Origin of the sequence: Candidatus Allofournierella merdipullorum (genome assembly GCF_048426865.1) — a bacterium.
Lineage (GTDB): Bacteria > Bacillota > Clostridia > Oscillospirales > Ruminococcaceae > Allofournierella_A > Allofournierella_A merdipullorum.
Window position 1 is genome coordinate 1 of record NZ_DBFNWJ010000012.1, and the last position, 25,668, is coordinate 25,668.

The window sequence follows — 25,668 nt, forward strand, 5'->3', positions numbered from 1 at the left end:
TAAAGCGCCCGTTTACGGGCGGCAAGTAACAGAACTTTCGCGGCTGGCAGACCGTACTTGCGCGACGTGACGCGCATGCTAGTATTCTAGGGCTATGCCCGCATGTGAAAAACCCCCGGCTTGGCCGGGGGTTATTTATTGCATTCTTTACAGGCTGAAACGCCAGCGGATGGCGTCGCGGCGGACCTGGCCGGGGCGCAGGATGACGTCCTGGCCGAAGGCGGGCTGGTTCACCGCGTCGGGGAAGGTCTGGGGCTCCAGACAGAAGCCGCTGCGCTTTGCGTGGCCCTGCATGAAGTTGCCCGAGTAGAACTGCACGCCGGGCAGGGTGGTCTCCACCGTCATGGTGATGCCGGTGGCGGGGCTCGTCACCTCGGCCAGCGGACGCAGACCGTCGGGGCCGGGGGCGGCGTCCAGCGCGAAGTTGTGGTCGTAGCCGCCGGCGATGGAAAGCTGGGGGCAATCCTGCCCGATGCGCTCGCCGATGGCGTGGGGCGCGGTGAAGTCGAAGGGGGTACCTTCCACCGCCGCCAGCTCGCCGGTGGGAATGAGAGTCTCGCCCACCGGAGTGTAGTGACCGGCAAAGAGGTGCAGACGGTGGCCTTCCATGGCTTCGGGGCCCGCGTCCTTGCCTGCCAGGTTCCAGTAGGCGTGGCAGGTGAAGGCGGCGGGAGTGGCCTTGTCCGACGAGGCTTCCCACTCCAGGGAGAAGCCGTCTTCCAGCAGCTTCCAGCGCACCGTAAGCTCCAGTTTGCCGGGATAGCCCTGGTCGCCGTCGGGACTGGTGAGGGCCAGTTCCAGCAGGTCGTCCTCCGCCCGGACAAGGCGGAACACCCGGCTGTTGAAGCCGTCCACGCCGCCGTGCAGATGGTTCTCACCGTTGTTGCAGGCCAGCTGATACTCCTTGCCGTCCAGGGTAAAATGCCCTTTGGCGATGCGGTTGGCCACCCGCCCCACAAAGGCGCCCAGATAGTCCGGGCAGGAGAGATAGGCGGCGGGGTCAGTGTAGTTCAGCAGCACTTCCACAGGCTCGCCTTCCGGGCCGGGCACAGCCACCCGCTGCAGGGTGGAACCCCGATCCAGCACCGAGAGGGAGACGCCGTCTTTTTCCAGGGTATAGCGGTGGACGGGGGTGCCGTCCGGCAGGGTGAGGAACAGTTCTTTCGTCACAGACATGGGTGCAGCCCTCCCGTTCGTTCAGTCGTTTTCGGTCAGGTGGACGCCGCCCACCGGGCGGATGGACACCACATGGCACATCCCCTCGTCCAGCAGTGCCTCCATGCCGGCTTTGAAGGCGGGCACGAAGTCCAGCGGCACGTAGGCCTGGATGGTGCCGGCGAAGCCGCCGCCGTGCACGCGGTGGGCGCCGCGGCCGGCCAGCAGGGTGCCCGCCAGCGCCAGCGCCACGGCCACCGGCTGTTCCTCGGCGGGCTTGGAACGGCAGAACACGTTCTGCAGGTAGTTGAAGCTGGAAACGCCGCTTTCGCTCACCAGACGCAGGTAGCGGTCGAACTCGCCCGCGGCCAGCGCGTCCGCCTGCAGGGCGGCCCGCTCGTCGTCGGCGTAGAAGTGGAAGGCACGCAGCACCGCCCGGTCGCCCAGTTCCTTGCGCAGGGCGGGCAGGGCGTTGTAGAAGGATTCCTTGGGCACGTCCCGCAGCACCTGGCCGCCCAGGGCGGCGGCCACCGCTTTCATCTCGGCGGGAATGGCGGCGTACTCGCCGGTGAGGTCGGCGTGGTCGGCGCCGGTGTCCACGATGCACAGGGCATAGCCCTGGCCCGCCAGGTCCAGCGAGAGGGGACGCACCACCGGCGCGGCGGGGTCGGCAAAGTCCATGGCCACCACGCCGCCCACGGAGCTGGCCATCTGGTCCAAAAGGCCGGAAGGCTTGCCGAAGAAGACGTTCTCGGCGTACTGGCCGATCTGGGCGATGGTGACGGGGTTCTCGGCGCCGCCGGCGAACAGATGGTTGGCGATGTTGCCGATGAGCACCTCAAAGGCGGCGGAGCTGGAAAGGCCGCTGCCCTTCAGCACTGCGGAGGTGGTGTAGGCATCGAAGCCCTGCACCGGCCAGCCTTTTTCGGCAAAGGCGGCGCACACGCCCCGCACCAGAGAGGCGGAGTGGTTGGCCTCCTCCTCCACGGGGGTCAGACGGTCCAGATCCACCACGTCCATCTCAAAGCCTTCGCTGAGCACACGCACCGTGTTGGTGCCGTTGGGCGCGGCCAGCGCGATGACGTCCAGATCCACGCTGGCGGCCAGCACGCGGCCGTGCTGGTGGTCGGTGTGGTTGCCGCCCAGCTCGGTGCGGCCGGGGGCGGAGTAGAAGGCAAACTCCCGCTCGCCGTCGCCAAAGGCGGCGGCAAAGCCCTCGGTCAGGCGGGCGTAGCGGGCGCGGCATTCGGCGGCGGAGCGGCCGGCGCAGCCGTACAGGCTGGCAAAAGCGGCGTCCCACCGGCCGGCGGAAAGATCTGCGCGGAGCTGTTGGATGTTTCTCATTGGATAAGACCCCTTTCACGGGCGTTTTTTGTCCCGTTCATTATACCATGAAAGCCCCGCCGCGTACAGGGCCGGGAGGGGTTCTTGTCAAGAAAAGACAGGAATTGTATAATATAATGAAGAACAGAAAAGGAGGGACCGCCATGGAGCGACCCGGCGTTGTCTGGCAGGACCGCAAGCGCATCATCTTCGGTCTGCCCTGGACCTTTACGAAATACGTCCTCACCAAGGAGAAGCTGCTCATTCAGACCGGTATTCTGAATACCAAGGAAGAGGAAGTGCGCCTCTACCGCATCATGGACGTGACCCTGCGCCGCTCGCTGGGCCAGCGCCTGTTCGGGCTGGGCACCATCCACTGCTGCTCGGCGGACAAATCCACCCCCGAGTTCGACATCAAGTGGATCCCCGACTCCGACGCCGTGAAGGAGAAGCTCTCCGACCTGGTGGAGGCCGAACGGATGGCCAAACGGGTGAGCAGCCGGGAGTTCATGAGCGACGAGGACGACGGCGAGCTGCTGTGAGCCTCGCTTTACACCCGGCGGCCATTGTGCTACAATAAGACCCGATAAGTCCGCGTCAGGAAGGCGCGGCGGCGCGTTTTTTTAAACAACGAAGAGAATGCCACGAAGGCAAGGCTGCCCCGCCATGCGGCGAAGGGCGGCGCTTTCGCGGCATTTTTTAGTGATTTGAGGTGTGGGGATGAAGCTGGAAGAATTTTTGCGGGGCAAAGCCGCGGCGCTGGCCTTTTCCGGAGGCACCGATTCCGCCCTGTTGCTGGCGGCGGCGGTGAAGGCGGGATGCCGGGTGCAGCCCTATTTCGTGCACAGTGCGTTTCAGCCCGCCTTTGAGCTGGAGGACGCAAAGCGTCTCTGTGAGCAGCTGGGGGTGGAGCTTCGGGTGCTGGAAGCCCGCCCGCTGGAGGACGAACAGGTGCGGGCCAACGGGCCGCAGCGCTGTTATTATTGTAAGAGGATGATTTTCTCGGCGCTGGTGAGCGCCGCCGCGGCGGACGGCTTTTCGGAAGTGTGGGACGGCACCAACGCCAGCGACGACGCCTCCGACCGGCCCGGTATGCGGGCTCTGGCGGAGCTGAAGGTGGTGAGCCCACTGCGACTGTGCGGGCTGACCAAGGCGGACGTGCGGCGCATGAGCCGGGAACTGGGCCTGTTCACCGCCGCAAAACCGGCCTATGCCTGCCTTGCCACCCGGGTGCCCACCGGCACTCCGCTGGAAGCTGAGACCCTTCGGCGTGTGGAGCGGGCGGAAGGCGCACTGATGGCGATGGGATTTTCCGACCTGAGAGTGCGGGTGCTGGGGCGGCTGGGCCGTTTGCAGCTGCCCGCCGGCCAGTTTGAGGAGGCGGTGCGCCGCCATGGGGAGATCACCGGGGCGCTGGCGCCCTGGTTTGATGGGGTGCTGTTGGACCTTGCGCCCCGGAAGGAGGAGTGAAACATGGAACAGCAGGAAATGCTGGAACTTCTGGAGCGGGTGAAAGCGGGCGAGACCAGCCCCCGGGACGCGCTTTTGCAGATGAAGATGCAGCCCTTTGAGGATCTGGGCTACGCCAAGGTGGATCACCACCGGGGCCTGCGCCAGGGGGCCCAGGAGGTCATTTACGGAGCGGGCAAGACCCCGGAGCAGATCGCGGGCATTTTGCGGGCCATGGCCGGGCGGGGCGCGAAGAACATCATCGTCACCCGCATGAGCGCCGAGGCCGCCGAAAAGGTGAAGGGGGAGGGCGTTCCGCTGGACTATGACCCTCTCTCCCGCTTCGGCCTTGCCAATCCGGCTCCCATTGAGGACCCCAAGGGCCTCATCGCCGTGGTCAGCGGCGGAACCAGCGACATGGCTGTCTGCGAAGAAGCCGCCCGCACCGCCGAGGCCATGGGCAACCGGGTGGAGCGGGTCTACGACGTGGGCGTGGCCGGGCTGCACCGGCTGCTGGCGAGGCTGGACGTGCTGATGCAGGCCAAGGTGGTCATCGCCGTGGCGGGCATGGAAGGGGCGCTGGCCAGCGTGGTGGGCGGCCTTGTGGACTGCCCGGTGATCGCCGTGCCCACCAGCGTGGGCTACGGGGCCAACTTTGGCGGGCTGTCGGCGCTGCTCTCGATGCTCAACTCCTGCGCCAGCGGGGTGAGCGTGGTGAACATCGACAACGGCTTCGGCGCGGGGTATCTGGCCAGCATGATCAACCACATGGCGAAGGAGGATTGACGGCATGAAAACGCTGTTTCTGGAATGCAACATGGGCGCGGCGGGGGATATGCTCACCGCGGCGTTACTGGACCTTTTGCCCGAAGAGCGGCGGCAGGAGTTTTTGCAGGTGATGAATGCCATCCCCGGCGTCCAGGTGCGGGTGGACCCCGCCGAGAAATGCGGCGTGCGGGGCCTGCATGTGACCGTGCTGGCCCACGGCGAGGAGGAGCACAGCCACGACGTGCCCTGCGGCGGGGCGGAAGAGGCCCATATTCATGACCATGGGCATCCGCACGAGCATGAGCATACCCATGAGCATACCCATGAGCACGAACACGAGCATGAACATGACCACGAGCACGGCCATGAACATGAGCATCATCACGGCCACCATCACGCCAGTCTGGCGGATGTGCGGGCCATCGTGGAGGGGCTGCCCGTACCGGAGTCTGTGAAGAAAAAGACCATGGAGGTCTACGGACTCATCGCCGAGGCCGAGGCCCATGCCCACGGCCAGCCGGTGGAGTTGGTGCACTTCCACGAGGTGGGTGCGCTGGACGCTGTGGCGGACGTGACGGCGGTGTGCCTGCTGATGGAGTGGCTGGCTCCCGACCGGGTGGTGGCCAGCCCGGTGAATCTGGGCAGCGGCCAGGTGAAGTGCGCCCACGGCGTGCTGCCGGTGCCCGCCCCCGCCACCGCGTGGCTGGTGCGGGGCATCCCCTGTTACAGCGGCGATGTGAAGGCGGAACTGTGCACCCCCACCGGCGCGGCGCTGCTGCGCACCTTTGCCTCCTCCTTCGGGCCGATGCCCGCCATGACGGTCGGGGCTGTGGGCGTTGGCGCCGGCAACAAGGACTTCGCCGCCGCCAACGTGGTGCGGGCCTTCTGGGGCGAGAGCGCAAACGGCGGACGTGAGCGCGTTGAGGAACTGGCCTGCAACCTGGACGATATGACCGGCGAGGCCATTGCCTACGCCGCCGGTGTGCTGCTGGCCGCCGGTGCGCTGGACGTTTACACCGAGGCCATTCAGATGAAGAAAAACCGCCCGGCGGTGAAGCTGTGCTGCCTGTGCCGCCCCGCCGACGCGGACCGGCTGACCGATCTTATGCTGGCCCACACCACCAGCTGGGGCGTGCGTCGCTGCGAGATGGAGCGGGTGGCCCAGCCCCGGAAATGCCGCCGGGTGGACACCCCTTACGGCCCGGTGGACGTGAAGTTTTCGCCCGCCGCGCCGGCCAAGGCCAAGGCGGAATTTGACCAGGCGGCGGCGGCCGCAGCGGCTGCCGGAGTGCCTCTGGAAACTGTGCTGGAGGCGGCGCGCCGCGCTTTTGAAAAACGGTGAAAGACAGCGTTTTTTTAAGCATTTTCAAGGTTTATCTTAAATAATTCGAAAAAATGCCGGAATATAACGCCCTATTGGGATATATTCCGGCATTTTTCAAAAGAATTTGCACAAACCTATTGACATAGGGGGGCGGGCCTGTATAATAACAATCGTGTGTTGCATCTAAGGCGGGAAACCCCCGTCAAACACATTGGCGTTGTATGTATCGCTGTAGCTGCCGTGGCAAGGAGGCTCTAACATTTTGTAAGGCCCACAGGCAGTGTAACAAACCTTTTGCGGGGCGATATAATTGGCGCTGACCCGCGGGCTGTCCACCCCGGGAGAGTTCCGCAAAGGGGGATGCATGAAATGAATGAGATCGTATCGCTGAAAAACATTGTTGTCGACTTTGACGGCGAGCCGGTGCTGACCGGCCTGTCGCTGGACATCCACGACAAGGAGTTTGTGACCTTCCTTGGGCCTTCGGGCTGCGGCAAGACCACCACGCTCCGGGTCATCGGAGGATTCGTTCAGCCGAAGTCGGGCAATGTTTTTTTTAATGGCAAGGACATCACCGGCCTGCCGCCCTATAAGCGCCAGGTGAATACGGTGTTCCAGAAGTATGCCTTGTTCCCGCACCTGAACGTGTTCGAGAACGTGGCCTTCGGCCTGCGGCTGCAGAAGCTACCGGAGAAGGAGATCCGCTCCCGCGTGCTGGAGATGCTGGAAGTGGTGGGCCTCAAGGGCTTTGAGCGCCGCCACACCGACCGCCTTTCCGGCGGCCAGCAGCAGCGCGTGGCCATTGCCCGGGGCCTGGTGAACCACCCGAAGGTCCTTCTGCTGGACGAGCCTCTGGGCGCGCTGGACCTGAAGCTGCGCAAGGAGATGCAGCTGGAGCTGAAACGTCTGCAGCAGGCCATGGACATCACCTTCATCTACGTCACCCACGATCAGGAGGAAGCCCTGACCATGAGCGACACCGTGGTGGTGATGAACGACGGCGACATCCAGCAGATCGGCAGCCCCGAGGACATCTACAACGAGCCGCAGAACGCCTTTGTGGCGGATTTCATCGGCGAGAGCAATATTCTGGACGGCATCATGCTGAAGGACTTCCAGGTGGAGTTCGCCGGCAGCCAGTTCACCTGTGTGGACAAGGGCTTCGAGCGCAACCAGCCGGTGCAGGTGGTGGTGCGCCCCGAGGACGTGCAGGTGGTGCCTGCCATCCAGGGCCAGCTCACCGGCATCGTGAAGGACGTCATCTTCAAGGGGGTGCACTTTGAGATGCACGTGGAGCAGGCCGGCTACGAGTGGATGATCCACTCCACCCAGGCCAGCGCCCCCGGCGAGTTGATCGGCATGCGCATCGGGCCGGATGAGATCCACATCATGGCCCGCATGGAGGAATGAGCCATGCTGAAAAATAAGAGCCTCGCCTTTCCGTACCTCATCTGGATGACGGTGTTCATCGCTGTGCCGCTTTTGATCGTGGTGTACTTTGCGTTCACCACCAAAAGCGGCGCCTTTACGCTGGAGAACATCACCGCGCTGGGCGACTACACCACCGTGTTCGTGCGCAGCCTGCTCCTGGCCGCCATCGCCACGGTGATCTGCCTTGTGCTGGCGTTCCCGGTGGGCTACTGGCTCAGCCGTCTGCCCGTTTCCAGCCAGCGGATGATGCAGATGCTGGTCATCCTGCCCATGTGGATGAACTTCCTTCTGCGCACCTACGCCTGGATGAGCCTGTTGGAAAACAACGGCCTCATCAACCGTTTCCTGGGCCTGTTCGGCATCGGGCCCTTTGAGATGATCAACACCCAGGGCGCCGTTGTTCTGGGCATGGTCTACAACTATCTGCCCTACATGATCCTGCCGCTCTACACCGCCATGGTGAAGATCGACAACAGCATCATTGAGGCCGCCCAGGACCTGGGCGCCGACATCTTCCGGGTGCTGGGCCGGGTGCTCATCCCTCTGGCGATGCCCGGCATCGCCACCGGCATCACCATGGTGTTCGTGCCCAGCGTTTCCACCTTCATCATCAGCCGCATGCTGGGCGGCGGTGACACCATGCTGGTGGGCGATCTGATCGAGCTGCAGTTTTTGGGCAACAGCTATAACTACAATCTGGGCAGCGCCATGAGCCTGGTGCTGATGGTCATCGTGCTTTTGTGCATGAGCCTGACCAACACCAGCGGCAACAAAGACGGTGTGGAGGGGGTCATGTAATGAAACAGTCTCATCTTCGCGCTTTGCAGCGGGTGTATCTCGTTCTGCTGTTCTCCTTCATGTATGTGCCCATCGCCGTAATGGCGGTGTTCAGTTTCAACGAGAGCAAGAGCCGCACCGTTTTCACCGGGTTCACCTTTAAATGGTACAAGAGCCTGTTCCACAATGAGATGATCCTGAGCGCTCTGGGCCTGAGCCTTGTGGTTGCGCTCATCGCCGCGGTGGTGGCCACCGTGGTCGGCACCGCTGCGGCCATCGGCATCAACGCCATGGGCAAGCGCAGCCAGGCGGTCATCAACAACATCAGCTATATGCCTGTCGTTAACCCCGAGATCATCACCGGCGTTTCGCTGATGCTGCTTTTCGTGGTGGTCAAGGACGGCTTTGCCTGGGCCAACCAGAATCTGGGCTGGGCCCTGCCGGAGAACGTCTTCGGCCTGCCCACCCTGCTGGTGGCGCACATCTCTTTCTGCCTGCCCTACGTCATCTTCAACGTTTCGCCCAAGCTCCGCCAGCTGGACGTGCGGGTCTACGAGGCGGCGCTGGACCTGGGGTGCAACCCCAAGCAGGCGTTCTTCAAGGTGGTGCTGCCGGAGCTGGCCCCGGCCATTCTCTCCGCCTTCCTCATCTGCCTGACCTATTCCATCGACGATTTTCTGATCTCCTACTTCACCAGCGGCACCACTCAGACGCTGCCCATCGTGATCTACAGCATGACCCGCAAGAAGGTCAGCCCGGAGATCAACGCCCTTTCCACGGTGATGTTCCTGGTGATCCTGAGCATCATCCTTGTCTACAATTATCTGGACGGACGGCGTGAAGCCCGGAAGTCCTGATAATATAAAAAATGCCCGAGGGGCGGCTTTGTGGGGCCGCGGGGCAAATCATAAGTGGCCCAAAGAGGCCGCGAACGGAGGAAATCAATGAAAAAACTGTTCTGCACCCTGCTCGCTGCACTGCTGTGCGCGGGCGCAATGGCCATGCCCGCTGCGGCGGCCGACGAGGAAATGATCGTGGTCAACGATGACATCCAGGTCAGCGCCGACTATGACTGGACCCGCCTTGCCGACCAGGGCATCACCCTGAACGTCTACAACTGGGGCCTGTACATCTCCGACGGAAGTGACGAGAGCGTGGACGTTCTGTCCGCTTTCACCGAGCTCACCGGCATCGAAGTGAACTACACCACCTACGACACCAACGAGAGCCTGTACGCCAAGCTCAAGAGCGGCGGTGCGGACTATGACGTGATCATCCCCAGCGATTACATGATCGGCAAGATGATCAACGAGGGCATGCTGGAGAAGCTGAACTTCGACAACATCCCCAACATGGCCAAGATCGGCGAGCAGTACAAGGGTCTGGACTACGACCCGAACGATGAGTACAGCGTGCCCTACACCTGGGGCGTTGTGGGCCTTGTCTACAACACCACCATGGTGGACGAAGCGCCCACCAGCTGGGACGCCATGTGGGATGAGAAGTATGAGAACTCCATCCTGATGTTCAACAACAGCCGCGACGCCTTCGCCATTGCCGCCAAGCGTCTGGGCATGAGCCTGAACCCCACCACCGTGGAGGAGGTGGAGACCATCGCCGAGGAACTGAAGGCCCAGAAGAGCCTGGTGCAGGCCTACGTGATGGACGAGATCTTCGACAAGATGGAGGGCGGCGAGGCTGCTCTGGCTCCCTACTACGCCGGCGACGCTCTGGTGATGATGGACGAGAACCCGGATCTGGGCTTCGTTATCCCCGAAGAGGGCACCAACTACTTCGTGGACGCCATGTGCATCCCCGCCGGCAGCAAGAACAAGGAAGCCGCTGAGATGTTCATCAACTATATGTGTGAGACCAGCGTGGGCGTGGCCAACTGTGACTACATCGGCTACTCCACCCCCATCACCGAGGTGTGGGAGCAGCTGCCTGATGATCTGAAGTACAGCGAGGTGGCTTACCCCAGCGAGGAAGTGCTGGCCAACACCGAGGTGTTCACCGTTCTGCCTGACGACATCAACGCCGCCATGGACAAGGCCTGGAGCGACATGAAGAGCTACAGCGAGGGTGGCAGCAGCTGGCTGATCCCTGTGGCCCTTGTGGTGGCTGTGGCTGTGATCGTGCTTCTGTTCTGGAGCCGCAACCGCAAAAAGCAGCGCGAGGATTACTAAATCCCGGTTCTGAATAAAAAGAGTGCCCCGCGGTCTAACGACCGCGGGGCGCTTTTTGATTTGAGGCGGGCAAGGAGGTTCAGCGCCCGCCCGCTTTCAGCTCTTCAAGATAGGCTGCCAGTTCATCGATGTCCTCTTTGGAAAGGTCTTTCGTCTGGGCCATGGCGGCGATAAGGTTCTTGGCGCTGCCGCCGAACATCCGCTCCAGCGCCGAGCGGCTTTCCACCGGCAAGTAGTCCTCCCGGGCAAGGGCCGCAGCGTAGAGGTAGCCTTTGCCCTGTTTTTCGCGGGCGACGTATCCCTTGGCCTCCAGCCGGCCCAGCAGCGCCAGCAGAGTGGTGCTGGCCCAGCGCCGACGGGCAAGGCGTTCTTCCAGCTGTGCCCGGGTCAGGGGGGCGGGAGCGGCCCACAGTTCCTTCATGATCTCCAGTTCCGCGTCGGGCAGGCGTTTGATCTCTAATTCACTCATGGTTCGTTTCCCTCCTGCGATGTGATGTCTGCCGGGGTGCGTGTGGTCCACTGCCAGCTCTCGCCGTAGTCCCGGGTGTAGAACTGCAACTGCTCGCCGCTGTCGCCCCAGCCGGTAAAGGCTGCAAAGCCCGGCTGGGCGTCGCTGAACAGGTCCGGCTCGTATTTCGTCCCGCCCAGGCCCAGTGTGCCGCAGATGTGGCACATGTCCCAAGGAGCGCCCGGAAGGGTGGAGACCACCTCGCTCAAGTCCAGCAGCTGCCAGGTCTGGCCGCCATCCACCGTGCGCAGCAGGTTGAATTTGCCGTTTGTGCCGTAACCGCCGCCGTGGGCGCACAAGAAGCCCACTTTTTCGTTGAGGAACAGGAAGGGCTGGGAGGTGGACAGAGAGATCCCCTCACCGGTGCCGCCCACAAAGTCGCTGCAATCGCCGCTGTACATCTCCTGCCAGGTTTCGCCTCCGTCGGTGGTGCGCAGCAGAACGAAGCCGGGAGAATATACGGTGTGACGGTTGTGGGTGGGACCATACTCCCAGCCGCCGTAATAGGCAAGAAAGCCGGTGCTGGGATTCACGAACTGGTATGCGCTGGGCATCACCCGGGCGGAGCCGTTCCCCACGCCGTCCGCCTCCAGCGAGGCCCAGTCATTCGCTTCGGTCATCTCTTTCAGCCAGGCGGAACAGTCTATGGTGGTTGTGGTCCAGGTCTCGCCGCCGTCTGAAGTGTTCCAGAGGGTCAGGCTGGTGGGGTCGTTTCGCTCGTAGTACACAGGGACCATGCCCGCATACATGCCGTCGGGGGAGGTGTAGCCTGCTTTCACGGCTCCAGTGCCCTCGAATCCGTCGGGCCACTTTTCCACAGCCACACAGTTGCAGTAGCTCACCGGCCAGACTTCGTCTTTCGAAGCGTAGGATTCGATGAGGGAAGCGGTGTACTGGGCGCGGGTCTCCTCATCATAGCGGTACATCCATTGCCAGGAAGCTCCGTAGTCGCGGGTGTAGAGTATCACGGTGTCGCCGATGGTGCCGCCTTTGTCGCCCCAGGCTGAAAAGGCCGCGAAGCCGGGCTCGGCGCCGGTGATGAGATCCGACTGTGGCAGATGACTGGTGGAACAGCCCAGAGCGCCGCAGACATGACTTCGCTTCCAAGGCGCGCCGGGAAGAGTGGCGGATACTTCGCCAAGATCCAGCTGCTGCCAGGTCTGCCCGCCGTCGATGGTGCGCAGCAGATTGAATTTACCGTTCTCGCTGTAACCTTCCCCGTGGGCGCACAAAAAGCCCACGTTTTCGTTCAAAAAGGCGAAGGGAGTGCTGGTGGAGATGTTGAAGGGGGTGCCGTTGCCGATGTCACGCCCATTGCCGTAGTACATTTCCTGCAAGTTTTCGCCGCCGTCCAGGGTGCGCAGCAGCACAAAGGCATCGCTGGTGGCGGTGACGCGCTTGTCTGTGGGGCCGGATTCATACATGCCATAGAAGGCCAGGAAGCCAACCTCCGGGCTGACAAACTGATAATGCTTGGGAATGGCCCAGGCGATGCTCTTGTTAAAGACCGACTGCTTGCGCTGGTCCCAGTGCTCCTCTTCGCCCATCCGTTCCAGCCAGGCCGAGCAGTCCAGGGCGGTGGTGGTCCAGTTCTCGCCGCCGTCATTGGAGACCCAAAGAGCCAGCTGGCCCGGGTGTTCCGCGTTGGCATCGGGCCGGGCGAGGCCGAAATACTTCTGGTCGGGGGAGACGTAGCCCGCGGCCCGGTTATAACTCAAGTCTTCCGTGTCAGATGAGAATACTTCCAGGGGCCAAAGACCCGCACCTGTGGTGAAAACGCCGTTGTGGGCGTAATAGACCGAGGGCCAGACGTCGGTGCTTGTGGCAAGTTCAGACACAGGCTCCGTGGAGGCCGGCGGCGCAGATGCGACGGGCTCCGAGTGTTCCTCTGCCGGCACGGTATTACAGGCCACCAGAGTTCCCGCCAGGGCAGCGGCGAGGCAGAACACCGCCAGCGCCGCTGCGCCCCGCCGCTTGGGGGTAGTGTCCCACAAGCGGGCAAAGCGGGCCTTTACATCTTCCTTTGTGAGGGAAAAACAGGTGGTCAGCGCCGGGGCACGGCGACGGTTCACCGCGTGGAGCAGCGCGTCGCAGTAGGCGGCCCGGTGCTCCGTTCCCAATGCGGCAAGGACTGCCTCGTCGCAGGCGGTCTCCATGTCCCGCCCGGCCCGTTTTGCCAGCAGCCAGGCAGCGGGATTGTACCAGTGCAGCGCCAAGACAAGGCTGAACAATGCCTTGCGGGCCAGGTCATTCCGGTGCAGGTGGGTCAATTCATGGGCCAGCAGATAGGCGCCGTCCGGGCCGGGCTGTGTGCCCTCCGGCACCAGCAGCACCGGGCGGAAAAGGCCTGCCGCCATTGCGCCGGTCGCGTCGGGACTGGCCAGCAGCCGGGGCCGCTTTGCCAGCGGCTGGCGGGCGAGGGCTTCGCTCAGCGCGGCCTGCCAGCTCTCATTTGCGGGCAGGGCGCGGCGAAACGCCATACGACGCCAGACGAAATAGCCGAACCACTGCCATCCGGCTACGGCCGCCACGCCGCCCAGCCAGAGCAGGGACAGCCAGTCCAGCGGCGCTAAGGCGGTCAGAGGGGAAGAGGATACGGTCACGGTGACCTCGCCTTCGGAAGGGGCGGCGGGAGCTTCCGGCACGGGAGAGTCCGTTTCGGGCGAGACGACCGCCTGACCGATGTTCTGCTCCGGCACAGTGATTTGACCGGAAGGTGCGCTCGGGGCGGTCAGGTGCTCTGTGTCCGGGCCGGGGACTGCCGTCAGGGGCGCTGGAGCCTCGCTGGGCTCCTCAGCCGCCAGCAGCGCCGCGGGAGGGGTCAGCGTTATTGTTGCGGGGGCGTTTTCGGGAAGAACAGCCCGCAGGGGCAGCACCAGCAGCACTGCCAGCGCCAGCCACGCCCGGCAGAACCAGCGGCCACTGTAACGCTTTTGAAGCAGCGGAGCGGCTGCCAGCAGCGCCAGAATTGCCAGACCCAGCACAAGGCTCTGGGCGAAATAGTCCAGGAACAGGGTGCGCATGGGAACACCTCCAGACGTTTGACAAGTGTAGTAGGACTGATTACATTCTACATCTGTCAAAGAAAACTGTCAACCCCGTTTGTGCCTTTTCCAAAAGTATGATATAATAACGTCCAAAGCACTGTGTTCCGCCGCCCGGCTCTGGCCCGGGCGGCTTTGACTTGAAAGAGAGGCGTTGGCTCCATGGCGGAGATCGAATTTTACACCGAGCAGTTCCGGGTGATGGACTGCGATTGTGACATGAACCACCGGCTCACGCCGGGGGCGTTTTTGCGCATGGCCCAGCAGATCTCCATGGATCAATGTGATCAAATCGGAATGAACGACGAGTTTTACCGTCAGAATCATGCGGTATTCCTGCTGGCAAAGCTGGCGCTGAAGATGGAGCGGACGCCCCGGGGCGGCGAGGTACTGACCCTCGTCACCATGCCGGAGCAGTGCAAACGGGCGGTGTACAAGCGCGTGACCGAGGCCCGGGACGAAAAGGGCGAGCGGGTGGCGCTGCTGGACAGCCGCTGGGTACTGGTGGACACCGATACCCGCCGCATCCTGCGCCGCCCGCCCGAGGCCTTTGAGATCGGGCGCTTTGCGGAAGAGGTGCCCTTCACCCTGGATGTGACCATTCCGAAGCCCGCCGAAACAGAGCCCTCCGGCGAGGTGACCGCCACCTACAGCCGGTGCGACACCAACGGCCACATGAACAATACCCGCTACGCCGACGCGGCCGCCGATGCGCTGCCTCTGGATGTGCTGACGGACGGCGAAGTGAAAAGCATGGTCATCAGTTACCACAACGAGCTGCCTGCGGGCCAGAGCGCGGAACTTGTGCGCGGGCGCACCGAGGACGGCGGCTGGTACGTTGCGGGCCAGCGGGCGGACGGCCGCCCCTGCTTTGAGGCTGTGCTGACGGTGGAGTGAACGCCCGAAGGGGAGGCGAAAGGCGACAGACTGAAATTGTAATTATTTTGAAATTTTTTCACGGGAAAGGGTTGACAAAAGGTTTCAAAAAAGTTACAATGAAGTTGCAAGAAAGCAACAGCCTTTTTCATGTGTTGCGGAGCGTTCACCGTTTTTCTCCTCCTGCCGGGCCGTGCGGTCCGGTTCTCAAAAACGGGCGCAACGAGCGTTCCGAAAGTCCTGTGACAAAACCCTCGCCGTCCCTCCGGCGGGGGTTTTGTTTATCAATTCGCGCCGGGTAGTCGTACTTCTCTGCGGGATTTTGTCGTTATGACCAGATTGCGGCAAAGAGCGGCCCAAAGTTTGTGGCAGCCGCATTTTGCATTTTGTGCGCGAATGTGGTACACTTTTAAAAATTAACCCCGCGACAGGGGAAATGAACGTTATAAAAGGAGATGCGTTATGGCCTACTATTTCGATCAGCCCAGCCGTACCTTTGGCGAATATCTTCTGGTGCCCGGGTATTCCTCGTCCGAGTGTGTGCCCGACGCGGTGAGCCTTAAGACCCCGCTGGTGAAGTTCCGCAAGGGCCAGGAGGATTGCCCCCTGACCATGAACATTCCCATGATCAGCGCCATCATGCAGTCGGTCTCCGGGCCGGATCTGGCCATCGCCCTGGCCAAACAGGGCGGCGTGTCCTTCATCTACGGCTCCCAGAGCATCGAGAGCGAGGCGGAGATGGTGCGCAAGGTGAAGAGCTACAAAAAGGGCTTTGTCACCAGCGATTCCAACCTGAAGCCCACCGCCACCCTGGCGGATGTGCTGGCGCTGAAGGAGAAGACCGGTCACTCCACCGTGGCCGTCACCGAGGACGGCACCGCCCATGGCAAGCTGGTTGGCATCGTTGCCAGCCGCGACTACCGCATCAGCCGCATGGCCCTCACCGAGAAGGTGGCGGACTTCATGACCCCGCTGGACAAGCTGGTCATCGCCCCCGACACCACCACCCTGAAGGAAGCCAACGACATCATCTGGGACAACAAGATCAACTCTCTGCCCCTGGTGGACGAGAACGGCTGCCTGAAGTACATGGTGTTCCGCAAGGACTACGACAGCCACAAGGAGAACGTGAACGAGCTGCTGGACGCCGGCAAAAGCTACGTTGTGGGCGCGGGCATCAACACCCGTGACTACGCCGAGCGCGTGCCCGCTCTGGTGGACGCCGGCGTGGATGTGCTGTGCATCGACTCCTCCGAGGGCTTCACCGAGTGGCAGAGCCGCACCATCGCCTGGATCCGTGAGCGCTACGGCGACAAGGTGAAGGTGGGCGCCGGCAACGTGGTGGATAAGGACGGGTTCCGCTTCCTGGCGGAGGCCGGCGCGGACTTTGTAAAGATCGGCATCGGCGGCGGTTCCATCTGCATCACCCGTGAGACCAAGGGCATCGGCCGCGGCCAGGCTACCGCTGTGATCGAGGTGGCCAAGGCCCGGGACGAGTACTACAAGGAGACCGGCATCTATGTGCCCATCTGCTCCGACGGCGGCATCGTGCACGACTATCACATCACTCTGGCGCTGGCCATGGGCGCTGACTTCGTGATGCTGGGCCGCTACTTCGCCCGCTTTGACGAGAGCCCCACCAACAAGGTGCGCATCAACGGCCAGTACATGAAGGAGTACTGGGGCGAGGGCTCCAACCGCGCCCGCAACTGGCAGCGTTACGACCTGGGCGGCGCCACCAAACTGAACTTCGAAGAGGGCGTGGACAGCTACGTCCCCTACGCCGGCAGCCTGGCCGACGGCGTGACCAGCACCCTCTACAAGGTGCGCAGCACCATGTGCAACTGCGGCGCTCTGAGCATTGAGGAGCTGCAGGAAAAGGCGCGGCTCACCGTTGTTTCCTCCACCAGCATCGTGGAGGGCGGCAGCCACGACGTTGTGCTGAAGAACAACACCAACGCCTGATAAAAACAGACAGGGCCCCGGCCGTTTGGCCGGGGCCTTTTTCTTTGCGAAAACGCCCGCGTGTTCCCCAAAAGGAACGCGCGGGCGTTTTTTGTTATTTTGTCTGGGGCCACAGTTTCCAGGCGATGGGCATGAGGGCAAAGCTCAGCGCTGCGCCGGCGGCCACGTCCCACACCGAGTGCTGCTGCAGAGCCAGCGTGCTCCAGCACACCGCCAGGCACTCGATCACCATCAGGATCTTGAACCAGGCATGGCGGTCGAACAGCCGGCTGCGCACCGTCACGATGCCCACTGCCACCGTGCTGGACACATGGATGGAGGGGCAGACGTTGGTGGGGGTGTCGATGCTGCGCAGCAGCTCCACCGCTTTGCAGAGAAGATTGTCCCGGGGAATGGGCTGGCGCAGGTCGAGACCGGTGGGCAGCACCACATAAAGGGCAAGGCAGATGGTCATGCCCACGAACATGATGAAGCACAGCCGCAGATAATCGCCTTTGTCCTTCAAAAGGAAGAACACCGGCCCGCCCACCAGCAGCAGGTACCAGCTGGCATAGGGGATGATGCCCCACTCGCAGAAGGGAATGAGGTCGTCCAGGGCGCTGTGGATGATGAAGCGGGGCTCTGTGATGCGCTCCAGCAGAAAAAAGGACGCCAGATAGAACGCAAAATAGCCTACGGCGATCCAGGTCTCGGGCCGGCGGAGCACAAAAGCCGCCAGCCCGGTTTTTATTTGATTCATTGGTCTTCCTCCGAGGGGGCGGCGGGGGCGAAACGAAGCCCCCGCACCCGCAGATAATAGGTGAGCGCCTGACGCACCGCGTCCTCCGGCAGCTGGAAATATTCCGCCAGCTGCCAGGGCTCGGTATAACCTGCATTCATGGCCCGCTGAAGGGCCTCAAAGGGCAGATACCGCTGGATGGCCCATCGGTTTGCTTTGTACTCGTGGCGGCAGACAAGGTCGTAAGGGCTGCTCACCCGATGGGTGCAGCCGGTGGCGCAATGGCCCAGCTCGTGGGCAAGGGCGGCCTTGAATTCCCGCAGGTCGCCCAGCTGGTCAAAATCCACGAAAATGCCGTAGCGGCCGCCCACTTCGATGGTGGCCGCACTGGCAAAACCGATGTTGTAAGGATAAATACGCGCGTCCAGCTCCTGGGCGTCGTTGTAGAGTGCGGAAAGTTCCATGGTTTGTTTCACGCTCCGTGACGCTGCGGTCACTGGCTTTCCTTTTCCTGTTGCTGGCGGAAAAAGCGGGCCATTTCCAACAGTTTTTGTTTGTTCTCCTGGGAGAGGGTCTGGGCCTCCTTGTACAGCGCAAAGGTGAAGTCGTCCATCCCCATCTGCTCCGCCGCGGGCGGCTCCACGCCCAGCAGCAGATCCACGCTCACACCAAAGTAATTGGCCACCTTGGTGAGCGTGTCGCCGCCGGGGGCGGCGCCTGTCTTTTTCCATTTGGTCACCGTGGCGTTGCTCAGGCCGATGTCGGCAGCGGCGCGGCTCAGGCTGACGCCCCGCTGTTCACACAAGGTTTTGTAGATGTCATAAAACACAAGAAACACACCCCTCTGTTTGTGCGAATCGCCGAAATCTAAATTTAGTTAGAAAATATGCTTGACATTCTAACTCTAGTGAGATAATATAAGGGCGAAGCCTAACCAAGGTTAGTAAATCGGCGGATATAAACCATAGAACAGTTTTATATTACCGCAAATGCTAACCAAAGTCAATTAAAAGGAAAGGAGGGAGGATGGCTCTGTCACATGCATCATACCAGAACAGCAGTCCCATAAAAAGGATTGCAAGCCCGGAGGGGCCGCCCTGGGGCGTCTGCCCCGCGTGCGGGCGCACGCTTGGGAGTTTTGATCGGGTGTTCTGGGAACAGCGGGGCTGGCGGCGAGGGGAGTGCCTCGGCTGCGAGGAATGCTTTGTGCCCCGACCCGGGGAGGAAGCTCTGGCGTATGAGGTGTGGGAGGAGCCGCAAGTGTGGGGATTGGAAGATTGATCCGGGCGGTGCTGGCGTTTTTCCGCCGCGCCGCACCCGGGCAGACGCCGGCCGCGGACCCCTGCCGGGGCTGCCGCTGGCGGCGGGCGGGGGAGAGCTGTGTGCTGCCCAGCTGTTTCAGGCAAAAGGAGGAGAGCGAATGGAAGAGACCAAAAAGCGGACGGTGAAGCGCCGGAGCAAAAAAGGGGAGGAGCACACCGCCCGCACCATCTGCCGGGCGCTGCTGGCCCGCACCCTGCCCGCCGACGCGGCGGATTTCGGGGTGCTGCAGGCGGTGGCCGACGGGCTGGAGAAAGAGCAGGGGAGCCAGCCGGATCTGTATCAGTTGATGATGCTGGTGCAGCTGCAGAAGGCGATGAACGGCGACACCCGGGCGGCTACCTTCGTGCGGGACTGCGCGGGGGACAAGCCGGAGGCCGACGGGCCGGGCGCGGCGGGCCTGACCGAGGGGGACCGGGCGCTGCTGCGCAAGCTGATGCGCCGGCTGGAGCAGACCGATGGGCCGCAGGAAGGCTGACAGCGCCGCCCAGCTGGCGGCGCTGCGGCAGGCGGAGGCGGAGTTCTGCCGGAAGGACCCGGTGTATTTTGTGGAGAACTATTGCCACATCGAGGACAAGGACGCCCCCGAATTGGTGGTGCCTTTCATCCTCTGGCCGGGGCAGAAAAAGGCGCTGCGGGCCTTTGCGGCCCACCGCCTCTGCGTGGTGCTGAAGGCGCGGCAGCTGGGGTTCACCTGGCTGGCGCTGGCGGAGGCGGCGCGGCTGCTGGTGCTCTGGCCGGGGCGCACGGTGGTGGGGCTCTCCCGCTCGGAGGAGGAGGCGAAGGAACTGGTGCGCCGGCTGGGAGTGATGCTGAACCACATGCCGGAATTCGCCCAGCCCGCCGCCGCCGCGCCCCCCGGCTGGAAGGGCGCGGTGTTCGAAACAACGGCCCTGCGCATCACCCTGCGCTTTGCCGACGGCCCGCCGGGGGTGTTTCAGGCCTTCCCCTCGGGGCCCAGCGTGGGTCGGAGCTTCACCGCGGACCTCATCGTTATCGACGAGTGGGCTTTTCAGCAATTCGCCCGGGAAATATGGGCCTCGGCTTTCCCGGTGGTGAACCGGCCGGAGGGCGGGCGGGTCATCGGCCTGTCCAGCATCAAGCGGGGCACGCTGTTCGAAGAGATTTTCACCGGGCGGGGCAATGGCTTCCACAAGCTGTTCCTGCCCTGGTCGGCGGACCCGAGGCGGGACAAAGCCTGGTACCGCCGCACCCTGGCGGCGCTGGGGCGAGACCGCACCCTGCAGGAGTACCCCGCCAGCGTGGAGGAGGCTCTCACTGTGCCGGGCGGCGCGTTCTTCCCCGAGGTGAGCGAGGCCACCCACACCGCCGGCCCGCCGGCGGAGCGGGCGAGGCGGTATGTGGCCATCGACTACGGCCTGGATATGCTCAGCGCCCACTGGATCGCGGTGGACGAAGGGGGCAGGGCGGTGGTCTACCGGGAGTTCGACGCGCCGGACCTAACCATCGGCCGGGCGGCCCAGGAGGTGTTGAAGCGCAGCGAAGGGGAGGACATCGAGCTGGTGCTGGCGCCGCCGGATCTGTGGAACCGCAGCCAGGAGAGCGGGCGCAGCCGCGCCCAGCTCTTTGCCGAGGCGGGCCTTACGCTCACCCGCAGCAGCCGGGACTTTGCCGCCGGATGCGCCGCCATGAAAGAGTGGCTGGCCCCGGGGCCGGAGGGAGCGCCCGCCATGACGCTGGGGAATGTGCCGAGGTTGTGGGAGTGCCTGAAGCGCATCCAGAAGGACGAGCACAACCCCAATGTTTACGCCAAAACGCCCCACGAGCTGACCCACGATGTGGATAGCCTGCGCTATTTCTGCGTGTGGTGGAAGGACCCCGCCGCCCCCGATAAGCGAGCGCCCCGGGCAGTGTGGGAGCCGGACCTCTACGAGGACTACGAGAACGCCGACGAAGAGGGCAAGGCCTATCTTCTGCGGCGCTACGGAGACCCGTGGGGCTGAAGGGAAAAACAGGAAAGGAGGTGATGAATATGCGCTGCCCGCAGTGCGGCATCGAGATGACGGTGCACAGCCGCACCGCCGGCCCGCAGGGCGTTCTGCTGCGGTTTGCCTGCCGCAACCGCCGCTGCCCCGCCGCCGGCCGGGTGATGGCGGAGAGACAGACGACCGACCCCAAACGAAAGGAGGTGAAGTGAATGAAGCTGGACATCAACAACAAGAGCGGCCAGATGGTGAAAGCCCCCAAGACCACCCCGTCGGTGAAGCCCACCGTGGCCAAAGGCGGCGACCTGCGCACCGGCGGCAAGGACAAGCGGTGAAGAGGACTGTGAGAGAAAGGAGGGAAGGGTTTGGAGAATGAAGAGCGCCCCGTGGAGGAACTGGCCCCGGCGCAGGAGCAGCCGGCAGCCCAGGAACCGGCGCAGGAAAGCCCGGCCGTCCGGGAGCTGCCCCAGCCGGAGCAGCAGGCGGTGCCGCCGGTGCTGGACTATGCGCTGGAGGAGCAGCTGGCCCGGGGCCGGCGGGTGCTGAACGAGGAGATGCGCATCATCGGCGCGCTGGACCCGGGAGTGAAGAGCCTGGTGGACCTGAAGGCCCAGCCGGAGTTCGGCCGGTTCGATCGGCTGGTAAAAAGCGGCCTTGCCATCAGCGACGCCTACAAGCTGGCCTGCTTTGAGCGGCTGGGCCGTCAGCAGGCGGCAGCGGCCCGCCAGGCGGCCATCAACGCCCTGCGCGGCAAGGAGCATCTGGCGCCGGTGGGCGGCGGCCCCGACGCGGAGGATGGCCTCACCGACGAGATCATCCAGAACTACCGCCAGTACAATCCCCGGTGGACCCGCGCCCAGATCGCGGCCTTCCACCGCAGCTACAAGCAAGGAGTGTGAAAGTATGTTTCGTATTTACAAACGGGCTCTGGGCGACGTGGAGCCCTTTGAGTACCTGCCCGGCGCCGAGGGCCTGGCCCTGGGCAGCGCGGTGAAGGTGGCCTCCGGCCAGCTGGCCAAGTGTGCCGCCACCGACAAGCCCGCCTACATCATTGCCGGCGTCAAGCGCGCGGACGGCAACTACCCCGTCATTCGCGTGCTGAACACCACCATTTTTGAGGCGGACGCCTCCGGGGCGGTGGAAGCCGACAAGCTGGCCACCACCCTGCAGATGAACGCCGAAGCCGACGGCCTCACCACCACCGCGGGCGGCGCGTTCACCGTGACCTGGGCGGACGGCGGCACCGTGGTGCGGGGCTACTTTGAGCCTGCGGCAGCTTCTGTGTAAAGAAAGGAGAGGGAGAGTATGAGCATTCTTTACAGTCAGGGGTCGGGCGTTGCCGACTCGGTTTTCGGCAAGAGCCAGGCCCCCATCAAGGCCATGATCGAGAGCGGCGTGGAGGCCTTCCAGCAGTTCAGCGCCGTGGACAAGGTGTTCAGCATGGACACCACCAAGAACTACGCCGAGAAGTACACCAGCGAGACCAGCCTGGGCGATTTCGCCGACGTGGGCGAGAACGGCGCTTACCCCAAGATCAGCATGCAGGAGGGCTACTCCAAGGTCATCGAGCCCACCACCTGGAAGTCCAGCTTTGAGATCACCCAGGAGATGGTGGAGGACGCCAAGATCGGCAAGGTGCGCCGCCGCGCCAACATCTTCACCACCAGCTACAACCGCACTCGTGAGAAGTTCGCCGCCAGCCTGGTGTTCGGCGGACTGGAAAACTCGGTGAAGTTCGGCGGTAAGACTTACTCCACCACCAGCGCCGACGGTGTGTCCCTGTTCAACACCGCCCACCCCAGCATCACCAAGAAGGGCAAGACCCAGTCCAACCGCTTCAAGGGCGCCTTTTCCACCGAGATGCTGGACGCCGTGCAGGAGAAGATGCAGGCCTTTACCGACGACGACGGCAACCTGCTGAACGTTGCCCCGGACACCATCATCATCCCCAACGTGGGCAGCCTCAAGCGCGCGGTGCTGGCTGTGGTGGGCAGCGACCTTGACCCCAACAGCTCCAGCAACGCCCTCAACTTCCAGTGCGGCCTGTGGAACGTCATCGTCTGGCCCTACCTGCCCACTGCCATCGGCGGCAAGCCCTACTTCCTGCTGATGGATAGCCAGTTCAAGGACAACTACGAATGCCTGCCCTGGCTGGACCGCGTGCCCCTGAGCGTGCGCAGCGACATCGACATGAACACCGACGCCAACGTCATCAAGGGCCGTGCCCGCTTCGGCGCCGGCTTCAACAACTGGCGCTGCATCGCCATCTGCGGCGAGGGCGTGGACGGCACTGCGCTTTCGGAGTGACCTTCGCGGAACAGCCGGCTCAGAGCCTGAGCGGCGGGGCGCTTTGCGCCCCGCCGCCTTACGGAGGTGAATCATGAAAGAAAAGAGACAAGACCGGGAGCGCCGGGCCTATTGGCAGGCGCGGCTGGACGAGGCGAGGCGGCGCTACAGCGAGCAGCGGGAGCGGATGGACCGGCGGGAGGACTGCTACAAAGGCACCCGTCAGCTGCCCGCGGCAAACGGCGGCAGCGCCAAACCGGCGGCAAATGTGCGCAACATCGTCTATGAGCTCATCGAGAGCCAGGTGGACGCCAGCGTGCCCCAGCCCAAGGTGACCGCCATCCACCCGGAGGACCGGCCCCTGGCGAAAAAGATCGAGGCCATGCTGCTGGAGCAGATCCGCATGCTGAACTTCAAGGAGATGAACGACCAGCAGGAGCGCACCGTGCCCATCCAGGGCGGCGACTTCTGGCACGTGGAGTGGGACCCGGAGGGCGGCTTCCACTGCACGCTGGGCAATCTGGCGGTGACCCAGCGCCATCCCAAGCAGGTCATTCCCCAGCCGGGAGTGTACGAACTGGACAAGATGGACTACGTTTTTGTGCTGGTAAGCCAGAGCCGCCGCTACCTGGAGCGGCGCTACGGCGTGCGTCTGCCCGACGAGGGCGAGAGCGACGTGGCCGCCCGCACCGATGCGTCCGCCCCCACAGTGGAAGGGCTCGTGACCCAGAACATCGTCTACTACCGCAACGCCGAGGGCGGCGTGGGCCGCTTCAGCTGGGTGGGAGACGTGACGCTGGAGGACCTGGAGGACTACCAGGCCCGCCGCCGCTGGGTCTGCGCGGGCTGCGGCGCGCCGCTGCCCGCTCCCGAGGCGGGGGAGAAGAACGCCGTGTGCCCGGTGTGCGGCTGGCTTGAGCCGGAGTGCCTGCCCCAGCAGGGAGAGATCCTTACCCGGGATGTGCGCCTGCCCGGCGGCGAGCGGCTGGCGGCGATGACCGAAGGCCCGCCCCAGGCCATCGTCAACCCGGACGGCACCCTGCAGCGGGACGACGTCACCGGCGAGGTGATTTTGATGCCCGGCGAGGTGCGGCCCACGGTGCTGCCCGCCTACAGGCCGGGGAGCTTCCCGCTGGTGCTGCGGCGCAACGTGCGTCTGTTCGGCCAGCTGCTGGGCGCCAGCGACGTGGACGTGATCGAGGACCAGCAGGTGGCCATCAACAAGTACGGCACCAAAATTCAGGAAAAGCTGCTCAAGGGCGGCAGCTACGTGACGCTGCCCCAGGGGGTGAACATCGAGACCACCGACCGGGAGCTGAAAATCATCCGGCTGAAAAACCCGGCGGACAAGGCCCTCATCAGCGTGCTGAACATCCAGCCGGACACCAGCCGCGACCAGCAGATGCTGGAGGTCAACTACAGCTGGGCCAAGAGCACTTTGGGCATCACCGACGCTTTCCAGGGCAAATACGACTCTTCGGCCACCAGCGGCGTGGCAAAGCAGTTCTCGGCCAACCAGTCGGCGGGACGGCTGCAGTCCAAGCGGGAGATGAAGAACCAGGCCTACGCCCGGCTCTACCGGCTGATGTTCCAGTTCATGCTGGCCTATGCCGACGAGCCCTTCCCCATGAGCAGCCGCGGACCGGACGGCACAGTGCACTACGCCCATTTCGACCGCTATGAGTTCCTCAAGCGGGACGCGGCGGGGATGCTCTACTGGAACGATGAGTTCCTCTTTGATGTGGACCCGGCCTCGAACCTTGCGTCCAACCGGGAGAATCTGTGGACCATGATCGATCAGAAGTATCAGGCGGGGGCTTTCGGGCCGCTGGGCGAGTCTGCCAGCCTCTACCGCCTGTGGACCCTGCTTGCCGAGACGGGCTATCCCCACGCGGAGACCATGAAGGCCAGCATCGGCCAGCAGATGGAGCGGGAGGCGGCCCGGCAGACCGCCGCGCCCGTGCAGGAAGGAGGGACGCCGCTGTGACCTGGAAGGAAGTGAAGCTGGCGACGCTTCAGAAGATGTTCAGCGCCGAGGGCCTGGTCATCAACGAGGCGGACGACAGCGTGAGCGAATACCTCAACGCCATGCCCCAGGCAGCCAATGAGGGGCTGCAGCTGCTGTGCACCGCGGGCAAGTACCTGCGCCGCTGCCACGAGTTTGAGGCGGGGGCCGAGGGCGAGACGCGCACAGTGGACCTGGCGGTGGCCGTGCCCGACCTCTACCGCATCGAGCAGCTGGAGCTGTACTCCTTCGACGAAGAGGGCGTGCCGGTGCCGGTGCGGGGGGCAAAGCTGGTGGCGGGGCGGTATCTGGTGCTGCCCCGGCAACCGGGCGGAAAGCTGGCGCTTTACTACAACGCCTGGCCGCAGCCGGTGACCGCGGCCACGCCGGACGAAGAGGAGCTTCCGCTGGACCCGGAGGTGGCGGTGCTGCTGCCGCTGTACATGGCCAGTCAGCTCTATAAGGACGACGACGTGACCCTGGCCACCATGTACCGCAACGAGTTCGAAGTGGCCTTCAGCCTGCTGCAGCGGGCGGATTCCGGCGAGGTGGGCGGCGAGTTCACCAGCGCCACGGGGTGGTGGTGA

The 25,668-nt window shown here is 63.6% G+C and carries 26 protein-coding genes; 19 read left to right on the forward strand and 7 right to left on the reverse strand.

Annotation, left to right across the window (positions count from 1 at the left end; all coding sequences use genetic code 11):
• Nucleotides 1-147: 147 nt before the first annotated feature.
• On the reverse strand, nt 148-1,176 hold the full coding sequence (locus ACMNAY_RS02325) for an aldose epimerase family protein (protein ID WP_418718237.1): 1,029 nt from the start codon (nt 1,174-1,176) through the stop codon (nt 148-150).
• Nucleotides 1,177-1,197: 21 nt separating this feature from the next.
• The gene (locus ACMNAY_RS02330; RefSeq protein ID WP_418718238.1) at nt 1,198-2,499 is read right to left on the reverse strand and encodes a galactokinase; all 1,302 of its coding nucleotides are present in this window, start codon (nt 2,497-2,499) and stop codon (nt 1,198-1,200) included.
• 143 nt (nt 2,500-2,642) lie between these two features.
• On the opposite strand from ACMNAY_RS02330, the gene ACMNAY_RS02335 reads away from it, so the two are divergent.
• The 8 genes from ACMNAY_RS02335 (at nt 2,643) to ACMNAY_RS02370 (ending at nt 10,413) form a co-directional block, all read left to right on the forward strand.
• Nucleotides 2,643-3,020 carry a PH domain-containing protein gene (locus ACMNAY_RS02335; protein ID WP_418718239.1) on the forward strand — a complete coding sequence of 126 codons (378 nt, stop codon included), beginning with the start codon at nt 2,643-2,645 and terminating at the stop codon, nt 3,018-3,020.
• Nucleotides 3,021-3,198: 178 nt separating this feature from the next.
• A complete protein-coding gene (larE, locus tag ACMNAY_RS02340) occupies nt 3,199-3,948 on the forward strand; it encodes an ATP-dependent sacrificial sulfur transferase LarE (protein ID WP_418718240.1) in 750 nt (249 codons plus the stop codon).
• A gap of 3 nt (nt 3,949-3,951) precedes the next feature.
• On the forward strand, nt 3,952-4,713 hold the full coding sequence (gene larB, locus ACMNAY_RS02345) for a nickel pincer cofactor biosynthesis protein LarB (RefSeq protein ID WP_418718241.1): 762 nt from the start codon (nt 3,952-3,954) through the stop codon (nt 4,711-4,713).
• A 4-nt stretch (nt 4,714-4,717) separates the two neighbouring features.
• A complete protein-coding gene (larC, locus tag ACMNAY_RS02350) occupies nt 4,718-6,037 on the forward strand; it encodes a nickel pincer cofactor biosynthesis protein LarC (protein WP_418718242.1) in 1,320 nt (439 codons plus the stop codon).
• A gap of 351 nt (nt 6,038-6,388) precedes the next feature.
• Nucleotides 6,389-7,429 (forward strand): spermidine/putrescine ABC transporter ATP-binding protein, encoded by a 1,041-nt coding sequence (potA, locus tag ACMNAY_RS02355; protein ID WP_394968069.1) that lies wholly within the window; start codon nt 6,389-6,391, stop codon nt 7,427-7,429.
• 3 nt (nt 7,430-7,432) lie between these two features.
• A complete protein-coding gene (locus ACMNAY_RS02360) occupies nt 7,433-8,248 on the forward strand; it encodes an ABC transporter permease (RefSeq protein WP_177521610.1) in 816 nt (271 codons plus the stop codon).
• Nucleotides 8,248-9,084 (forward strand): ABC transporter permease, encoded by an 837-nt coding sequence (locus ACMNAY_RS02365; protein ID WP_394975111.1) that lies wholly within the window; start codon nt 8,248-8,250, stop codon nt 9,082-9,084. The genes ACMNAY_RS02360 and ACMNAY_RS02365 overlap by 1 nt, the downstream gene beginning before the upstream one ends.
• Nucleotides 9,085-9,171: 87 nt before the next feature.
• Complete coding sequence (locus tag ACMNAY_RS02370) at nt 9,172-10,413, forward strand: ABC transporter substrate-binding protein (RefSeq protein WP_394975113.1); 1,242 nt, start codon at nt 9,172-9,174, stop codon at nt 10,411-10,413.
• Nucleotides 10,414-10,492: 79 nt separating this feature from the next.
• Here ACMNAY_RS02370 and ACMNAY_RS02375 read toward each other — a convergent pair whose 3' ends face one another.
• Together ACMNAY_RS02375 and ACMNAY_RS02380 are read right to left on the reverse strand one after the other, a co-directional pair.
• Nucleotides 10,493-10,882 carry a BlaI/MecI/CopY family transcriptional regulator gene (locus ACMNAY_RS02375; RefSeq protein WP_418718243.1) on the reverse strand — a complete coding sequence of 130 codons (390 nt, stop codon included), beginning with the start codon at nt 10,880-10,882 and terminating at the stop codon, nt 10,493-10,495.
• On the reverse strand, nt 10,879-13,944 hold the full coding sequence (locus ACMNAY_RS02380; protein WP_418718244.1) for a M56 family metallopeptidase: 3,066 nt from the start codon (nt 13,942-13,944) through the stop codon (nt 10,879-10,881). Before ACMNAY_RS02380 ends, ACMNAY_RS02375 begins: the two co-directional genes overlap by 4 nt.
• Nucleotides 13,945-14,127: 183 nt before the next feature.
• On the opposite strand from ACMNAY_RS02380, the gene ACMNAY_RS02385 reads away from it, so the two are divergent.
• Complete coding sequence (locus ACMNAY_RS02385; protein WP_418718245.1) at nt 14,128-14,862, forward strand: acyl-[acyl-carrier-protein] thioesterase; 735 nt, start codon at nt 14,128-14,130, stop codon at nt 14,860-14,862.
• 441 nt (nt 14,863-15,303) lie between these two features.
• Nucleotides 15,304-16,806, forward strand: a complete 1,503-nt coding sequence (locus tag ACMNAY_RS02390) for an IMP dehydrogenase (protein WP_418718246.1) — start codon at nt 15,304-15,306, stop codon at nt 16,804-16,806.
• Between the two features lie 94 nt (nt 16,807-16,900).
• Here ACMNAY_RS02390 and ACMNAY_RS02395 read toward each other — a convergent pair whose 3' ends face one another.
• From ACMNAY_RS02395 to ACMNAY_RS02405, 3 genes are read right to left on the reverse strand one after another with little or no spacing between them, the layout of a single operon-like run.
• Complete coding sequence (locus tag ACMNAY_RS02395; RefSeq protein ID WP_418718247.1) at nt 16,901-17,545, reverse strand: phosphatidic acid phosphatase; 645 nt, start codon at nt 17,543-17,545, stop codon at nt 16,901-16,903.
• A complete protein-coding gene (locus ACMNAY_RS02400; protein ID WP_418718248.1) occupies nt 17,542-17,988 on the reverse strand; it encodes an ImmA/IrrE family metallo-endopeptidase in 447 nt (148 codons plus the stop codon). Before ACMNAY_RS02400 ends, ACMNAY_RS02395 begins: the two co-directional genes overlap by 4 nt.
• Nucleotides 17,989-18,017: 29 nt before the next feature.
• On the reverse strand, nt 18,018-18,353 hold the full coding sequence (locus ACMNAY_RS02405; RefSeq protein WP_418718249.1) for a helix-turn-helix domain-containing protein: 336 nt from the start codon (nt 18,351-18,353) through the stop codon (nt 18,018-18,020).
• 591 nt (nt 18,354-18,944) lie between these two features.
• Here ACMNAY_RS02405 and ACMNAY_RS02410 point away from each other — a divergent pair.
• The 9 genes from ACMNAY_RS02410 (at nt 18,945) to ACMNAY_RS02450 (ending at nt 25,668) form a co-directional block, all read left to right on the forward strand.
• Nucleotides 18,945-19,322, forward strand: a complete 378-nt coding sequence (locus ACMNAY_RS02410; RefSeq protein ID WP_394975126.1) for a hypothetical protein — start codon at nt 18,945-18,947, stop codon at nt 19,320-19,322.
• Nucleotides 19,303-20,808 (forward strand): hypothetical protein, encoded by a 1,506-nt coding sequence (locus ACMNAY_RS02415; RefSeq protein ID WP_418718250.1) that lies wholly within the window; start codon nt 19,303-19,305, stop codon nt 20,806-20,808. Before ACMNAY_RS02410 ends, ACMNAY_RS02415 begins: the two co-directional genes overlap by 20 nt.
• Nucleotides 20,809-20,837: 29 nt before the next feature.
• Nucleotides 20,838-21,002 carry a hypothetical protein gene (locus tag ACMNAY_RS02420; RefSeq protein ID WP_394968092.1) on the forward strand — a complete coding sequence of 55 codons (165 nt, stop codon included), beginning with the start codon at nt 20,838-20,840 and terminating at the stop codon, nt 21,000-21,002.
• Nucleotides 21,003-21,125 (forward strand): hypothetical protein, encoded by a 123-nt coding sequence (locus ACMNAY_RS02425; protein WP_394968094.1) that lies wholly within the window; start codon nt 21,003-21,005, stop codon nt 21,123-21,125.
• 30 nt (nt 21,126-21,155) lie between these two features.
• Nucleotides 21,156-21,689, forward strand: coding sequence for a hypothetical protein (locus tag ACMNAY_RS02430; RefSeq protein WP_418718251.1), 534 nt, complete (start codon nt 21,156-21,158; stop codon nt 21,687-21,689).
• Between the two features lie 4 nt (nt 21,690-21,693).
• A complete protein-coding gene (locus ACMNAY_RS02435) occupies nt 21,694-22,077 on the forward strand; it encodes a hypothetical protein (RefSeq protein ID WP_418718252.1) in 384 nt (127 codons plus the stop codon).
• An 18-nt stretch (nt 22,078-22,095) separates the two neighbouring features.
• A complete protein-coding gene (locus ACMNAY_RS02440; RefSeq protein ID WP_418718253.1) occupies nt 22,096-23,097 on the forward strand; it encodes a Mu-like prophage major head subunit gpT family protein in 1,002 nt (333 codons plus the stop codon).
• Between the two features lie 73 nt (nt 23,098-23,170).
• The gene (locus tag ACMNAY_RS02445; protein ID WP_418718254.1) at nt 23,171-25,063 is read left to right on the forward strand and encodes a hypothetical protein; all 1,893 of its coding nucleotides are present in this window, start codon (nt 23,171-23,173) and stop codon (nt 25,061-25,063) included.
• Nucleotides 25,060-25,668, forward strand: a complete 609-nt coding sequence (locus ACMNAY_RS02450) for a hypothetical protein (RefSeq protein WP_418718255.1) — start codon at nt 25,060-25,062, stop codon at nt 25,666-25,668. Before ACMNAY_RS02445 ends, ACMNAY_RS02450 begins: the two co-directional genes overlap by 4 nt.

Coding starts and splice junctions, on each gene's coding strand:
- ACMNAY_RS02325 (WP_418718237.1), bottom strand. CDS start 1,176: ATGTCTGTGACGAAAGAACTGTTCCTCACCCTGCCGGACGGCACCCCC.
- ACMNAY_RS02330 (WP_418718238.1), bottom strand. CDS start 2,499: ATGAGAAACATCCAACAGCTCCGCGCAGATCTTTCCGCCGGCCGGTGG.
- ACMNAY_RS02335 (WP_418718239.1), top strand. CDS start 2,643: ATGGAGCGACCCGGCGTTGTCTGGCAGGACCGCAAGCGCATCATCTTC.
- larE (WP_418718240.1), top strand. CDS start 3,199: ATGAAGCTGGAAGAATTTTTGCGGGGCAAAGCCGCGGCGCTGGCCTTT.
- larB (WP_418718241.1), top strand. CDS start 3,952: ATGGAACAGCAGGAAATGCTGGAACTTCTGGAGCGGGTGAAAGCGGGC.
- larC (WP_418718242.1), top strand. CDS start 4,718: ATGAAAACGCTGTTTCTGGAATGCAACATGGGCGCGGCGGGGGATATG.
- potA (WP_394968069.1), top strand. CDS start 6,389: ATGAATGAGATCGTATCGCTGAAAAACATTGTTGTCGACTTTGACGGC.
- ACMNAY_RS02360 (WP_177521610.1), top strand. CDS start 7,433: ATGCTGAAAAATAAGAGCCTCGCCTTTCCGTACCTCATCTGGATGACG.
- ACMNAY_RS02365 (WP_394975111.1), top strand. CDS start 8,248: ATGAAACAGTCTCATCTTCGCGCTTTGCAGCGGGTGTATCTCGTTCTG.
- ACMNAY_RS02370 (WP_394975113.1), top strand. CDS start 9,172: ATGAAAAAACTGTTCTGCACCCTGCTCGCTGCACTGCTGTGCGCGGGC.
- ACMNAY_RS02375 (WP_418718243.1), bottom strand. CDS start 10,882: ATGAGTGAATTAGAGATCAAACGCCTGCCCGACGCGGAACTGGAGATC.
- ACMNAY_RS02380 (WP_418718244.1), bottom strand. CDS start 13,944: ATGCGCACCCTGTTCCTGGACTATTTCGCCCAGAGCCTTGTGCTGGGT.
- ACMNAY_RS02385 (WP_418718245.1), top strand. CDS start 14,128: ATGGCGGAGATCGAATTTTACACCGAGCAGTTCCGGGTGATGGACTGC.
- ACMNAY_RS02390 (WP_418718246.1), top strand. CDS start 15,304: ATGGCCTACTATTTCGATCAGCCCAGCCGTACCTTTGGCGAATATCTT.
- ACMNAY_RS02395 (WP_418718247.1), bottom strand. CDS start 17,545: ATGAATCAAATAAAAACCGGGCTGGCGGCTTTTGTGCTCCGCCGGCCC.
- ACMNAY_RS02400 (WP_418718248.1), bottom strand. CDS start 17,988: ATGGAACTTTCCGCACTCTACAACGACGCCCAGGAGCTGGACGCGCGT.
- ACMNAY_RS02410 (WP_394975126.1), top strand. CDS start 18,945: ATGGAAGAGACCAAAAAGCGGACGGTGAAGCGCCGGAGCAAAAAAGGG.
- ACMNAY_RS02415 (WP_418718250.1), top strand. CDS start 19,303: ATGGGCCGCAGGAAGGCTGACAGCGCCGCCCAGCTGGCGGCGCTGCGG.
- ACMNAY_RS02420 (WP_394968092.1), top strand. CDS start 20,838: ATGCGCTGCCCGCAGTGCGGCATCGAGATGACGGTGCACAGCCGCACC.
- ACMNAY_RS02425 (WP_394968094.1), top strand. CDS start 21,003: ATGAAGCTGGACATCAACAACAAGAGCGGCCAGATGGTGAAAGCCCCC.
- ACMNAY_RS02435 (WP_418718252.1), top strand. CDS start 21,694: ATGTTTCGTATTTACAAACGGGCTCTGGGCGACGTGGAGCCCTTTGAG.
- ACMNAY_RS02440 (WP_418718253.1), top strand. CDS start 22,096: ATGAGCATTCTTTACAGTCAGGGGTCGGGCGTTGCCGACTCGGTTTTC.
- ACMNAY_RS02445 (WP_418718254.1), top strand. CDS start 23,171: ATGAAAGAAAAGAGACAAGACCGGGAGCGCCGGGCCTATTGGCAGGCG.